The 12,979-nt window shown below is 71.2% G+C and carries 12 protein-coding genes; 7 read left to right on the top strand and 5 right to left on the bottom strand.

Annotated elements, in window-relative coordinates; translation table 11 throughout:
• Positions 1-13: 13 nt before the first annotated feature.
• Entirely contained in the window at positions 14-646 is a 633-nt protein-coding gene (gene upp / locus QMG73_RS17735; RefSeq protein WP_281896943.1) for a uracil phosphoribosyltransferase, read from the top strand.
• A 2-nt stretch (positions 647-648) separates the two neighbouring features.
• On the opposite strand, the gene QMG73_RS17730 is transcribed toward upp, so the two are convergent.
• Entirely contained in the window at positions 649-1,137 is a 489-nt protein-coding gene (locus QMG73_RS17730) for an NUDIX hydrolase (protein ID WP_281896942.1), read from the bottom strand.
• Positions 1,138-1,187: 50 nt separating this feature from the next.
• Between QMG73_RS17730 and QMG73_RS17725 the strand changes: the two genes are divergently transcribed.
• A complete protein-coding gene (locus QMG73_RS17725) occupies positions 1,188-1,868 on the top strand; it encodes a GOLPH3/VPS74 family protein (RefSeq protein WP_281896941.1) in 681 nt (226 codons plus the stop codon).
• Positions 1,869-1,871: 3 nt separating this feature from the next.
• Here QMG73_RS17725 and QMG73_RS17720 read toward each other — a convergent pair whose 3' ends face one another.
• Positions 1,872-3,488, bottom strand: a complete 1,617-nt coding sequence (locus tag QMG73_RS17720) for a phospho-sugar mutase (RefSeq protein ID WP_281896939.1) — start codon at positions 3,486-3,488, stop codon at positions 1,872-1,874.
• Between the two features lie 67 nt (positions 3,489-3,555).
• A complete protein-coding gene (locus QMG73_RS17715; protein ID WP_281896938.1) occupies positions 3,556-5,421 on the bottom strand; it encodes a serine/threonine-protein kinase in 1,866 nt (621 codons plus the stop codon).
• Positions 5,422-5,606: 185 nt separating this feature from the next.
• Between QMG73_RS17715 and QMG73_RS17710 the strand changes: the two genes are divergently transcribed.
• Together QMG73_RS17710 and QMG73_RS17705 are read left to right on the top strand one after the other, a co-directional pair.
• Positions 5,607-7,190: an acyl-CoA mutase large subunit family protein gene (locus tag QMG73_RS17710; RefSeq protein WP_281896936.1), complete on the top strand. Its 1,584-nt coding sequence runs from the start codon at positions 5,607-5,609 to the stop codon at positions 7,188-7,190.
• Positions 7,191-7,539: 349 nt separating this feature from the next.
• Positions 7,540-8,805, top strand: coding sequence for an amidohydrolase (locus tag QMG73_RS17705; protein WP_281896935.1), 1,266 nt, complete (start codon positions 7,540-7,542; stop codon positions 8,803-8,805).
• A gap of 7 nt (positions 8,806-8,812) precedes the next feature.
• Here QMG73_RS17705 and QMG73_RS17700 read toward each other — a convergent pair whose 3' ends face one another.
• Positions 8,813-9,715 carry a DUF4349 domain-containing protein gene (locus tag QMG73_RS17700; RefSeq protein ID WP_281896934.1) on the bottom strand — a complete coding sequence of 301 codons (903 nt, stop codon included), beginning with the start codon at positions 9,713-9,715 and terminating at the stop codon, positions 8,813-8,815.
• 83 nt (positions 9,716-9,798) lie between these two features.
• Here QMG73_RS17700 and QMG73_RS17695 point away from each other — a divergent pair, with 83 nt between their 5' ends.
• Genes QMG73_RS17695 through QMG73_RS17685 form a run of 3 tightly spaced genes read left to right on the top strand, consistent with a single transcriptional unit; the run spans position 9,799 to position 12,526 of the window.
• Complete coding sequence (locus tag QMG73_RS17695) at positions 9,799-10,659, top strand: coiled-coil domain-containing protein (RefSeq protein ID WP_281896933.1); 861 nt, start codon at positions 9,799-9,801, stop codon at positions 10,657-10,659.
• Positions 10,656-11,507, top strand: a complete 852-nt coding sequence (locus tag QMG73_RS17690; protein WP_281896932.1) for an SCO6745 family protein — start codon at positions 10,656-10,658, stop codon at positions 11,505-11,507. The genes QMG73_RS17695 and QMG73_RS17690 overlap by 4 nt, the downstream gene beginning before the upstream one ends.
• Before the next feature lie 8 nt (positions 11,508-11,515).
• A complete protein-coding gene (locus tag QMG73_RS17685; protein ID WP_281896929.1) occupies positions 11,516-12,526 on the top strand; it encodes a GNAT family N-acetyltransferase in 1,011 nt (336 codons plus the stop codon).
• Here the strand turns inward: QMG73_RS17685 and QMG73_RS17680 are convergent.
• The gene (locus QMG73_RS17680; protein WP_281896927.1) at positions 12,478-12,933 is read right to left on the bottom strand and encodes a gamma-glutamylcyclotransferase; all 456 of its coding nucleotides are present in this window, start codon (positions 12,931-12,933) and stop codon (positions 12,478-12,480) included. The two genes, QMG73_RS17685 and QMG73_RS17680, sit on opposite strands and share 49 nt — an antisense overlap.
• Between the last annotated feature and the right edge of the window lie 46 nt (positions 12,934-12,979).

Below are 12,979 nucleotides of genomic sequence, written 5' to 3'. Positions count from 1 at the left end.
TAGGTTGACGGCCGTGGACGTACTCGTGGTTGATCATCCCCTTGCCCAGTCGCGGCTGACCGCGATGCGCGATGCCCGCACCGATTCGGCGGCGTTCCGCGCCGCGCTGCACGAACTCACCACCATGCTGGTGTACGAGGCCACCCGCACCTCGGCCGTCGAGCACTACCAGATCGACACGCCCGTGGCGCCCACCCGCGGCACCCGGCTGGCCGCGCCGCCGCTGCTGGTACCCGTGCTGCGCGCCGGCCTCGGCATGGCCGACTCGGCGCTGGCCCTGCTGCCGGAGTCGTCCATGGGCTTCGTCGGGCTGGCCCGCGACGAGCACACCTTCGAGCCCCGGGCGTACATGGAGTCGCTGCCCGTCGACCTCACGAACCTTCCGGTGCTGGTCCTGGACCCGATGCTCGCCACTGGCGGCTCGCTGGAGCACTGCTGCCGGCTGCTCACCGAGCGCGGCGCGACCGACATCACCGTGCTGTGCGTGCTCGCGGCGCCCGCGGGTGTCGAGCGGTTGGAGCGGTCGGGCCTGCCGTTGCGCCTGGTCACGGCCGCGATCGACGAGGGCCTGAACGACAAGGCGTTCATCGTGCCGGGCCTCGGCGACGCCGGCGACCGCCAGTTCGGCGGCATGCCCCGCTTCTAGCTCTAGAGCTCGGTGTAAGACCAGCTCAGGGCGCGGCCCTGGGCGAAGGGCATGACACCGTGGAACACGCGCGGGCGCTCGGCGAAGACAAGGGGCAGGAAGTGCCGGTCGCTCTCCCACATGGGTACGCGGCCGGCCAGCACGTCGTCGAGCTCCCGCCACACCAGCGTGCCCTCGTCGTTGCCCTCCAGCGGCTCACCGGTCCACTCGGGTACCCGGAACAGGAACCCGAACCAGTGCTCGCCACCGCGCCCGAACCCCGGCCACGAGATCGTGCCGGCCAGCTCCAGCGCCTCGCACTCGATGCCGGCCTCTTCCCGGATCTCGCGGCGCATCCCGCTGACCACGTCTTCGTCGGGCTCGACCTTCCCACCGAGCCCGTTGTGATACCCGAAGTGCACGTCGTCCGGGCGGGTATCCCGACGGATCATGAGCAATCGGCGCCGATCGGGCGACAGCACGTACCCCAGCGTGGCGAGAATGGCCTGCACGCCGGGGAGGTTAATGCACAGGATGCCGAGACCGATTACCGTTCCAGGCCATGACCACCGTTGCATTGCCCGAAGAGCTCCTCCTGCTCGCGTACGACGACGTGTCCGGCAAGGCGGTCGGCTCGCGTATCGGGCTTGACCTGGGCATGGCCGCCGCTGTGCTGGTGGAGTTGGCGCTCGCCGGCAAGGTGGCGTACTCGGACGGCATGATCGTGGTCACCGACGCCACGCCGACCGGCGAGCCGATCGCCGACGACGTGCTGCGGCGGATCTCCGAAGACTCGCCGCACTCGCCCGCCTCCTGGGTACAGCGGCTGCGGCACGGCCTGCGCGACCGGGTACTCGCCGACCTGTGCTCCCGTGGCGTGATCCGGGACGTCGACGAGACCGCGCTGGGCTTCATCCACGTGCACCGGTACCCGACGGTGGACGGCAGCGTCGAGACCGACATCCGCGCCCGGCTCACCAAGGCGCTCGGCGGCGGCGAGCCACCGGACGAGCGCACGGCGGCGCTGGCCACGCTGGTCGCGGCGGTGCGCATGGAGCCCAGGCTCGGACTGACCGGCGACGAGGTGCGTGAGGCGCACAACCAGCTCGAGAAGATCGGCGGCAGCGCCGGGTTCAGCGGCGAGGTGAGCCTCGAGGAGTCCACGATCCGTCCGTCGGTCGCCCTGGTGATCGCCACCCTCGCTCGTGCCATCCACGCGGCGCTGGGCGCCCCCCGCCCCTGACCGCTACCAGATGCCCAGCGCGGCGGCGGTTTCGGTGCGGAGGGCACGGACCGAGGCGGCCGCGCGTTCCCGGGCAGCGGGGATGTCGTCCTCCACGACAGGCTCGACGACCTCCAGGTACGCCTTGAGCTTCGGCTCGGTGCCCGATGGCCGCACCACCACCCGAGCCGTGCCGGTGCGCAGGATCACCACGTCGGCGTCGGGCAGCAGGTCTTCGACCGAGGTGATCGGCTCGTCCAGGAGCGCGTCGGGGGTCTTGGCGCGCAGGTGGGCCATGATGTCCTGGATCTCGTGGGGCGCGTCGACCCGCACGGAGAGCTGGTCGGTGGCGTACACGCCGAACTCGGCCGCGATCTCGTCGAGCCGGTCGGTGAGGGTGCGCAGCTCCGCCTTGAGACCAGCGGCGAGCTCGGCCACCAGCAGCGCGGCCGTGATGCCGTCCTTGTCGCGCACGTGCCGCGGCGCCACGCAGTACCCGAGCGCCTCCTCGTACCCGTAGGCGAGGTCGTCGCCGGCCCGCACGATCCACTTGAACCCGGTCAGCGTCTCGCCGTACGGCACGCCTCGGGCCTCACACAGGGCCTTGAGCAGCGACGACGACACGATCGTGGTGGCGTACCGGCCACGCACACCCCTGCGCATGAGGTGATCGGCGATCAGCACGCCGACCTCGTCGCCCCGCAGCATCCGCCACCCGCGCACGGGGTCAGGCACGGCCACCGCGCACCGGTCGGCGTCTGGATCGTTGGCGATCGCGATGTCGGCGCCGTTGGCGGTGGCGAGCGCGATCAGCCGGTCGACCGCGCCCGGCTCCTCGGGGTTGGGAAACGCCACGGTCGGGAAGTCGGGGTCGGGCTCGGCCTGCTCCGCCACCACCGCGGGCCTGGCGAATCCGGCCCGCGCGAACGCCGCCGCGAACACCGGCGCGCCGACCCCGTGCAGCGGGGTGTACGCCACGGCAAGCTCCCGCGGCCCGTCGGGCTCGACGACGGCGGCCGCCCCGTCCACATAGGAGGTGATCAGCTCCTCGCCCAGGATCTCGCCCGGCTCGCCGAGCGGTACCGCCGACAGCGGGCCGACCGCCTGGATGGCGGCTTCGATTTCGCGGTCGGCGGGCGGGACGATCTGGGCACCATCATCCAGGTAGACCTTGTATCCGTTGTCCTGGGGCGGGTTGTGGCTCGCGGTGACCATGACGCCGGCGGCCGCGCCGAGGGTGCGGATCGCGTACGCGAGCACGGGCGTGGGCAGCGGCCGGGGCAGCACCAGCGCGGGCCGTCCCGCCCCGGTGGCTACCCGTGCGGTCTGCTCGGCGAACGCTTTCGAGCCGTGCCTGGCGTCGTACCCGATGACGAGCGGACCCGCCGCGCCACGGGCCTTGAGCCACGTGACCAGGCCGGCCGCTGCCTGCGTGACGACGGCGAGGTTCATGCCGTTGGGGCCGGCGCGCAGCGGGCCCCGCAGCCCGGCGGTGCCGAACGCCAACCGCCCGGCGAAGCGGTCAGCGAGGTCGGCGGCGGTCTCCGGGAGCCTGTCGATGACGCCGCGCAGCTCCTCGCGGGTCACCGGGTCAGGGTCGTCGTGGAGCCAAGCCTCCGCGCGTTCGCGAAGTTCATCCATGCCAGCTTTGATAGCACGTGTCCGTTGCGGTTCGGCGACCGAGGGCGAAAACAAGCCGAGGGTGAAATCAGCTCGCCGAGACCTGGAATGTTCGCACCATCTCGTCGAAGATGACCTTGCTCTCGTCGAACCTGCTCTCGGTCGCGGTCAGGTAGAACGAATACGCCTTGCCGTTCTGGACGATCGCCCGCCACACGCCGTGCCGCATGGTGTTGCCGGAGCCGCAGGTGTATTCGAGCTCGCCGGCCGGCTTGCCACCGACCTCGACCTCGGTCAGCCCCACCTGCTTGTACGGCCGGACACACGTCTTGGTGTTCTTCTTCAGCCCGTTTCCGGCGATCTCCATGAAGCGCGTGGGCGCCGGGTTGGAGTTGGCGTCTTCGACCAGGATGCGCACCCGGCGACCGCTGTCGTCGGGGTCCGTGTAGTCGATGTAGAGATTGGCGCTGCTCTTCTTCCAGCCGTCTGGCACGTTGACGGTGACGCCGCGCTCGGAGTGGGTCTGGGTGGGGAAGGCCGGCGCCGCCTGCTCGGTCGAGCCGACCTGGGCGGGATTGTTCCTGACCTCGTCGCCGCCGCTCGCGAGCACGATGACGCCGAGCAGCACGACCGCCGCGAGCCCGGCCGCCGCGCCGATCTGCACCTTGCGCGGCCATCGCTGGACGGTGGTCATCAGGTCGGCGCCGATGCGCTTGGCCGTGTCGAGGGCGGCGGGCTTGGCGGCCCGCTGGGGCTGGGCCCACTGCGGCGAGGGGTGCACGCCGGTGGGCATGTCGTTGGGCACCGGGGCGGCATGGATGGGGACGGTGCGGTCAGCGGGTGCGGGATACGCCCCCGTCGGCGGCAGCTCGACCGGTGCGGGCTTCGGCTTCTTGCCCAGTTCCTTGAGCCGGTCGGTGAGCGACTCGCCCGGCTGGAGCATCGCCCGGCCGCCGATCTGGCCGCCAGCCGGTGGCGCGGGCGTGGGGGCGGGCGCCGGTGCCGGCGGCTGCCAGGTGCTGCGCTGTGCGGGCACGACGGCGTACGGGTCCGTCATCATGTGCCCGGTCGCCTTGCTGGCCAGCGGGCCGGCGAGCAGCTCGCGGAGCATCGTGCGGGCCATCGTGACGTCGTACCGCCGGGCCGGATCCTTTTCCAGCAGGCCCATGAGCACCTGAGTGAGCGCACCGGCCCGGGTCGGCGGTGCCGGCGGGTCTTCGACCACGGCGTGCATGGTCTCGATCGGGTCACCCTTGTCGAACGGCGGCCGCCCCTCCACAGCGGTGTAGAGCGTCACACCGAGCGAGAACAGGTCACTGGGCGGGCCGAAGTCTTGCCCCATGGCCCGCTCCGGGGAGATGAAGTGGGGCGAGCCGAGCACCATGCCGGGCGTGGTGAGCTGCACCTCGGTCTGCATGCGAGCCACGCCGAAGTCGGTGAGCACGCAGCGGCCGTCGGAGCAGATCAGCACGTTGGCGGGCTTGACGTCGCGGTGCAGCACGCCGATCGCGTGTGCCACCTCCAGCGCGCCGAGCAGGGCGATGCCGATCTTCGCGACGGCCCGCAGCGGTACCGGACCGTCCTCAATGATCATGTCGGCGAGGCTGCGCGCGTCGAGCAGTTCCATGACGATCCAGGGGCGGCCGCCCTCGTGGACCACGTCGTAGACCTGCACGACCGCCGGGTGTTGCAGGGCGGCCGCGGCACGCGCCTCGCGGAGGGTGCGCTCGTACATCGCGTCGCGGTCGCTCGGCGCCAGGCCGGGCGGCAGGACGACCTCTTTGACGGCCACGTCGCGGCGGAGCAGCGTGTCAGCGGCGCGCCAGACCGTGCCCATGCCGCCGTGTCCCACGGCCGCACGCAATGTGTACCGTCCGCCAATGGTGGTGCCTGGTGCCGCGCGTCCGTTGGTGGGGCTGACTTGTCCGCCACTCCACGTCGGAATCTGAGTCACTGGTAATGCCACCGAGGGGGGATCGAGGGGCTGGGAATCCAACCCCCCTATCTTGCGGGGTGCTCGCCTCAGAGAAAAGCCAGACGCGAGAACATGACCCCTCGTGCTGGGCTATGCGCAGTGCGTGCGGGAATTGTGTGGTATCCCTCACCCTGTCCCGCCCTCCGTAGCCATACGATCCCGCTATGAGTGAACGGCGGTTAAGCGAGTCGGGCTTCCCGATCAAGCCGGTCTATGACGCGGCGGATGTTCCGGACGACCTCGAGTCGCGGCTCGGCGCTCCCGGCACGTACCCGTACACCCGCGGCGTCTACCCGACGATGTACACGTCGCGGCCCTGGACGATGCGCCAGTACGCCGGCTTCGGCACCGCCGCCGAGTCCAACGCTCGCTATCACCAACTGCTGGCCGCCGGCACGATGGGCCTGTCCGTAGCGTTCGACCTGCCCACGCAGATGGGGTACGACTCCGATGACCCGGTAGCGCACGGCGAGGTGGGCAAGGTCGGCGTCGCGATCGACTCGGTCGACGACATGCGGCTGCTCTTCGACGGCATCCCGCTCGACCGGGTGTCGACCTCGATGACGATCAACGCGCCGGCATCCGTGCTGCTGCTGCTCTACCAGCTCGTGGCGGAGGAGTCCGGGGTGCCGGGCAGCGCGCTCAACGGCACGATCCAGAACGACATCCTCAAGGAGTACATCGCCCGCGGCACGTACATCTACCCGCCCAAGCCCTCGCTGCGGCTGGTCGCCGACACGTTCGCGTACTGCCGCAAGGAGACTCCGAAGTGGAACACCATTTCGATCTCCGGCTACCACATGGCCGAGGCCGGTGCGACGCCCGTGCAGGAAGTGGCGTTCACGCTGGCCAACGGTGTCGAGTACGTGCGCGCGGCGCTGGCCGCCGGGCTGGCCGTCGACGACTTCGCGCCCCGCCTGTCGTTCTTCTTCGTGGCCCGCACGACGCTGCTCGAAGAGGTCGCCAAGTTCCGCGCCGCGCGGCGCATCTGGGCCCGCCTCATGCGGGACGAGTTCGGCGCGCAGGACCCGAAGTCGTGGATGTTGCGCTTCCACACCCAGACCGCTGGCGTGCAGCTGACCGCCCAGCAGCCCGAGGTCAACCTGATCCGGGTCGCCGTGCAGGGTTTGGGTGCCGTTCTGGGTGGTACTCAATCGCTGCACACGAACAGCTACGACGAGGCGATCGCGCTGCCCACCGAGAAGGCGGCTCGGCTGGCGCTGCGTACGCAACAGGTGCTGGCCTACGAGACCGACTTGACCTCCACCGTGGATCCGTTCGCGGGTTCCTATGTGGTCGAGGCGATGACCAGCGAGATCGAGGAGGGGGCGGTCGCGCTGATGGAACGGGTCTTCGGGCACGGATCGTCGGTCGACGCGATCGAGGCCGGCTTCCAGAAGCGGGAGATCGAGGCGTCCGCGTACCGGGTCGCCCAGGAGATCGACTCGGGCGAGCGGGTGGTGGTCGGCGTCAACCGCTTCGCCATGTCCGAGGAGGAGCCCTACGAGCCGCTGCGTGTCGACCCGACGATCGAGAAGGCGCAGGCGGCGCGCCTGGCGGAGCTGCGGGCCGCGCGCGACGCCGGCGCCGTCGAGCGCGCGCTCGACGATCTTCGAGAGACGGCGTCGGGTACCGGCAACGTCCTCTATCCGATGAAGGAGGCGTTGCGTGCCCGTGCCACGGTGGGAGAGGTCAGCGGTGCGCTCCGGGAAATCTGGGGTGTCTACCGTCCGACAGATCGCTTCTAAAGGGCGTAACGGGGTATTGGGCTAGACCTGACGGACGGAGTGTCCGGCGCTGCGATCACCCGCGTGCCAGGCTGGAAGATCAGGCCGCCGGGATCTCCCCGAGGGCAATTTGTCGCGTTTCACGTGTCGCTCGTGACCGACGTGACGGTTACTCGTTGTAGGAGGTGTGGGACACATGTCAGCGTTCGATAACGACGCTAACAGTGTTCCCAGGCTTGCGGAGCGCTCCTACCAGGGCATTCGTGACGCAGCGCGCTCAGACCACTACCAGAACGATGTTGCGCAGCGTCACCGTTTTCGGTCTAGGCTGTCCAAGTCCTATCCCATTCACAGTGATCGAGAATCAGACGTGACGACTGCGTTGACGCTGCCCGAGAGCGGCAGCCCACTGGCATCGTCCTGGCCCGAGACACCACCCGGGGCAGACCCTTTGCCAGGTCAGCTGGACCGTTGGCTCGCCTCCCGGGGCGCGGAGCTGGTAGCTGTACGCCGTCACATTCACGCCCATCCGGAGCTTTCGGGCCAGGAGTTCGAGACTGCCGCGCTGGTCGCTCGCGAGCTGGCGGTCGCCGGCCTGAGCCCCCGTTTCCTACCCAAGGGGAACGGAGTGATCTGTGATATTGGCCACGGCGACCGGGTGATCGCCCTCCGGGCGGACCTCGACGCGCTTCCGTTGCCGGACGGCAAGGACGTCCCGTACCGATCCACTGTGGAAGGCGTGGCGCACGCCTGCGGGCACGACGTGCACACGACCATCCTGCTCGGGGTCGGCCTCGCGCTGGCCCAGCTCGCCGAGCGCGACGAACTGCCCGGACGAGTCCGGCTGATCTTCCAGCCGGCCGAGGAGTGCATCCCGTCCGGCGCGCCCGACGTGATCGACGCGGGCGGCCTGAAGGACGTCGCCGGCATCTACGCCCTGCACTGCGCGCCGCAGCTGCCCGCCGGCCTGGTGGGCGTGCGTTCCGGCCCGTTCACCGCGGCGGCCGACACCGTCGAGGTGAAGCTGACCGGCCCGGGCGGGCACACTGCCCGGCCACACCTGACCGCCGACCTGATCCACGCGCTCGGCCGCGTGATCGTCGACGTGCCGTCGCTGCTCGACCGGCGTGTCGACCCGCGGGCTGGCGTGTCGATGGTCTGGGGGCGGGTGCACGCGGGTGAGGCGTACAACGCGATCCCGGGCGAGGGCAGCATCAAGGGCACCGTGCGGGTGCTCAACCGTGAGGCGTGGCGCGAGGCGCCCGAGCTGATCACCAAGCTCGTGCAGGACGTGGTGGCGGGCACCGGGGCCAGCGCCGAGGTGATCTACACGCGCGGCGTGCCGCCGGTGATCAACGACCGGATGGCCTCAGCGATCATCGCGGGTGCGGCCGGTGCCGCGCTCGGCCCCGACCGGGTGGTCGAGGCCGAGATCAGCATGGGTGGCGAAGACTTCGCGTTCTACCTGGAGCAGGTGCCGGGTGCGATGATCCGGCTGGGCACGAGCACGCCAGGCTCGGGGGTCAAGCTCGACATCCACCAGTCCGGCTTCGACGTGGACGAGCGGGCCATCGGGTACGGCGTCCGGGTGATGGTCCACACCGCGCTGGCCGCCCTGTCCACGGTCTCGCTGTAGTTCACGATCACGTAGACGGCCGCGGGCGGCGGAGTCGGCGGTACAGCCACACGCCGCCCAGGGCCGGAACGCCCAGCGCGACCAGCCATGGGAGCAGGGCGCCCAGCACCGTCACCAGCACCCCGAAGGTCGCGGCGAGAGCCTTCCAGCCGCCCTTGAGGCCGGCCAGGAACCCGGTCGCGTCATCGTCCTCCTCGGGCAGCGTCGCGCCCGGCCCCAGCAGCTCCACCGTGATCGTCGAGAGCGCGGTGAGGTCGTCGAGCCGGCGCTTCTTCGCCTCCAGCGACGCCAGGTCGGCCTCGCGCTTGGCCAGCTCGCTCTCCAGCATCACCAGGTCGGCCAGCGTCTTGGCCTGTGCGAGCAGCCGCCGGCCGCTGTCGACCCTGGCCCGCTGGGTGGCGATCCGGGCGTCGAGGTCGAGCGCCTCCTCGGTCACGTCTTCGGTGTTGATGTCGCGGCGTTCCTGCTTGCCGAGCCCGGCCAGCTCGTCGACCACGCCGGCGAACTTGCCGGCCGGTATCCGGAGCGTGATCGTGGCCTCGGTGTACGAGCCGCCGCTGCTGCGCTTGTCACCGCCGACGAAACCGCCGGCCCCGGTGGCGATCGAGGTGGCCCGGGTCGCGGCCCGCTCCACGTCGTCGACGCGTACCGAGATCGAACCCGTGTAGATGATCGCCCGGTCGTCCTTCCGGAACTCCACGGGCGCGCCGGCCTGACCGCCTTCGGCCTTGTTCGCGTCGGGGGCGGCACCCTGCGGCGCCTCCGCGGCCCCCTGCTTCGCGGCCTGCTCGTTCGCGGCACTACCCGCGGCGCTATCGGTAGCGCTTCCTCCGTCGTCGCCGCTGCCGCAACCGCCCATCAACACAGCTATCGCGACACTCGTCGCGCCGAGCCACCATCTGATTCGCATGGTTTCTCGGACGGGGCCGCCCGGTTACCGGTTCCGGGGGACTGGCCCCGGTAGCGTCACGGTTCGGGGACGAGGAGGTCACGATGCGGCAGGACGTCGCGACCCAGCTGTACACGGAACCGCCGGAACGCTTCGTGGCCGCCCGCGACGAGGCGGTCGCGGAGGCGCGCGCCACCGGCGATCTCGACGCCGCCCGGCAGATCGCCAAGCTGCGCAAGCCCACCGTGGCGGCGTGGCTGGTCAACCTGCTCGCGCACCGGCGGCCCGAGCTGGTCGACGAGCTCGCCGACCTGTCGGCGGCGCTGCGTGCGGCCCAGCGCAACCTGCGCGGTGCCGAGCTACGCGACCTCTCCAAGCAGCGGCGGCAGGCGGTCGCGGCGCTGGTCGCGGCGGCGAGGGCCCTCGCGGTGGCGGAAGACCCGCTGCTAGCCCGGGCCAAGCTGCCGCTCGCCGACGTGGAGAACACTCTGAACGCCGCCCTGTCCGATGAGCACATCGCCGCCCAGGTGCGCTCCGGCCGGCTGGTCCGCGCGGCCGTCTACGCGGGGTTCGGCGAGGTGCCGAGGCCACGCCTGCGGCTTGTCACCGACGACGAAGCGCCACCCGCCGAACGGGCACCCGAGCAGGCCGAGGAGGACCGCCGGGGCGCCCTCGTGAAGGAGCTGGAGGCGGCGCGTACCGAAGCGGCGCGGGTGGAGAAAGACCTGGTCCGCGCGGTCGACGACGAGCGGCGCGGCGCCGAGGCGCTGGCCGAGATCGAGGACGCGCTGGCCGACCTGGAACGGCGCCGGGCGGTCGCCGAGCAGGAGATGAGCCAGCACAAGCTGGCGCGGAAGTCAGCCGAAAGGGCCGTGGCCACGGCTCGGCGCCGTACCGGAGAGGTGGAAGGCGCGCTGGAAGCGCTCGACCAGAAGGGCGCGGGAAGGGCACAATCTGGCGCGTGACCCCCGAACAAGCCGCCACCGCCGCGAAGCCCGGCGTGCTGGAGCTGGGTGGGGCGTTCAGCGAAGATCCGCGTACGCTGCGCCGCGCCCGCCTCATGGGGCTGTCCGGCTGGGCGTTCTACGTGGCTGGCCGGGGCGGCGCCCTCGGTGACGTGCGCACCGACACCGTGGCGGCGGCGCTGGGCTTCATCGCGCCGGAGGCGGTGGTCGACGGCTGGGAGGCCGCGCGCCGCGTCGTGCCGCCCATGGACGTGGCCGCCGCCCGGCTGGCGGAGTGCTGCCGGTGGGGCGTCGACAACCTCGGCGACTTCCCGCGGCTCGACAGGCTGACCGAGCTGGTCCAGCGGCTGGTGATCTCGGCTGACCCGGCCGGCATGCCACTGTTCGCCGCGTGGCGGGCGATGCCGGTGCCCGACGACGCGCCCGCGGCCCGCGCCGCCGTGCTGCTCCACCTGCTCCGGGAGTACCGGGGCGGCGGTCACCTGCTGGCCGTACGGGCGAGCGGGCTGACGCCGCTGGAGGCGATCATCGCCGGGCCGGATGGCGAGGCGGGCGCGGTGGCGTTCGGCTGGCAGCCGCCGTACCCGCCGATCGGGCCACTGGTGCGCCGCCGCATGTGGGCCGAGGCGGTCACCGACCGGATCAGCTCCAGCGCGTTCGCGGTACTGGAGTCGTCCGAGCGGGTCGAGCTCGTCGGCCTGCTCGACAGCGCCCTGCACATGGTGCAGTCCCGCACGGGCGCCGGCCCCAGGGAGGGCAACACCGACGACCTCGGAGCGGCCGCCCGCCGTGCGATGGGCGGGCCGGGCCCGGTAAATGGCGAGCGGGGCAAGCCGCCGGCCGCTTGAATGCGAGGGTGGACCTTCCCAGCGGATGGACGACCCGACGCCCGGTGCTCGATGACGACCTGCCGGCGATCCTTGCCATGGTGCACGCCTGCGACATCGCGGCGGTAGGGCACCCCGACTTCACGGCTGACGACATCCGCGAGGCGCTGACCTCGCCACACATCGACCCGTCCGCCGACTCATGGCTGGCGGTGAGCCCCGGCGGCACGGTGGCCGGCTGGACGTACCTGGAGAACCCGAACGCCGGAGACCGCGAGTTCATCGAGGTGTACGTGCACCCCGAGCACGGCCTGCCGGCGCTGCGCCCACTGCTCGCGCTGGTCCTCGCCCGGGTCGCGGAACGGGCCGCCGCGTTCGGCCACCCGGAGGTCACGGTCCGCGCCGGGGGCGTACCCAACGAGGAGAGCTGGCTCGCGGCCCTGCGCGAGGCCGGCTTCGAGTTCGTCAAGCGGTACGCCCGGATGCGCCGGAAGCTGACCGACCTGTCGCCCGAGCCGGCCCTGCCCGACGGGGTGACCGTCCGCCTGCTGCGCCCCGAAGACGACGCGGACATGCGCGACTTCCACCGCATCCTCGACACGGCCTTCCGCGACACGCCGGACTACGCACCGCTCAGCTACGAGCAGTGGCGCGAGATGGTCGCCGCCCTGCCGAGCGTGACGTGGGACGAGTGGTTCGTCGCCTCGGTCGACGGCGTACCGGCCGGCATCCTGCAATCCGCCGACCAGGCACTGGATCAGAACGAGGGCTGGGTGAAGTACCTCGCGGTGCTGGGCGAGCACCGCCGCCGGGGGCTCGGGGCGGCGCTGCTGGCCCGGGCGTTCGCCACGTACGCGGCGAAGGGGCGTGACACGGCCGCGCTGGGCGTCGACCTGACCAACCCCACGCGCGCGGCCAACCTGTACACGGCGATGGGCATGAGCCCGGCCTTCGAAGTGGAGATGTACGAGCGGACGGTGACCGCTGCCGGCTACGGCGAGGCGGTGCGGGTGGGGCGCGACCGGAGTCCCGCCACGTAGTCGTCCGGGGCGCCCGCCTTTTCCGCCGCGTTGGCGATCTCAGACAGGTACCAGGCGGTCGGCATGCCGCCCTCGTACCCGTCGAAGACGTACACCCAGGCGGTCATCTCGCCATCGAGGGTGACCACGCGCACGGTCAGCTTGCGGTAGGTGCCCGACACCACGCCCTCGACCTCGTCGAGTTGGGAGGCGTCCCAGGGGTGGACGTCGTAGATCGACACGAAGACGCGGTCACCTGGTGACTCCACGATCGTCGTGACCGACCCTTCCCATCCGAGCACCCCCTCGCCTGCGAAGGTGAGCCGCCAGCCTTCCAGCCAGCCAGTGCCCACCATGGGCGAATGCGGACAGTAAGCACGCATCCGAGCGGGATCGAGGTTAGAGCCGTACGCGGCGTAATGACGCACGGCGATGACGATAGCCCGGCAGACCGGTGGGGGAGAATACGACGGA

The sequence above is a fragment of the Phytohabitans aurantiacus genome, assembly GCF_027923225.1.
In the GTDB taxonomy this organism is placed as follows: Bacteria; Actinomycetota; Actinomycetes; order Mycobacteriales; family Micromonosporaceae; genus Phytohabitans; species Phytohabitans aurantiacus.
Note: the sequence above shows the minus strand (reverse complement) of the source record. Positions and strands in the feature narration are given on the sequence as shown.

Coding starts and splice junctions, on each gene's coding strand:
- QMG73_RS17700 (WP_281896934.1), bottom strand. CDS start 9,715: ATGCGAATCAGATGGTGGCTCGGCGCGACGAGTGTCGCGATAGCTGTG.
- QMG73_RS17725 (WP_281896941.1), top strand. CDS start 1,188: ATGACCACCGTTGCATTGCCCGAAGAGCTCCTCCTGCTCGCGTACGAC.
- QMG73_RS17695 (WP_281896933.1), top strand. CDS start 9,799: ATGCGGCAGGACGTCGCGACCCAGCTGTACACGGAACCGCCGGAACGC.
- QMG73_RS17720 (WP_281896939.1), bottom strand. CDS start 3,488: ATGGATGAACTTCGCGAACGCGCGGAGGCTTGGCTCCACGACGACCCT.
- QMG73_RS17710 (WP_281896936.1), top strand. CDS start 5,607: ATGAGTGAACGGCGGTTAAGCGAGTCGGGCTTCCCGATCAAGCCGGTC.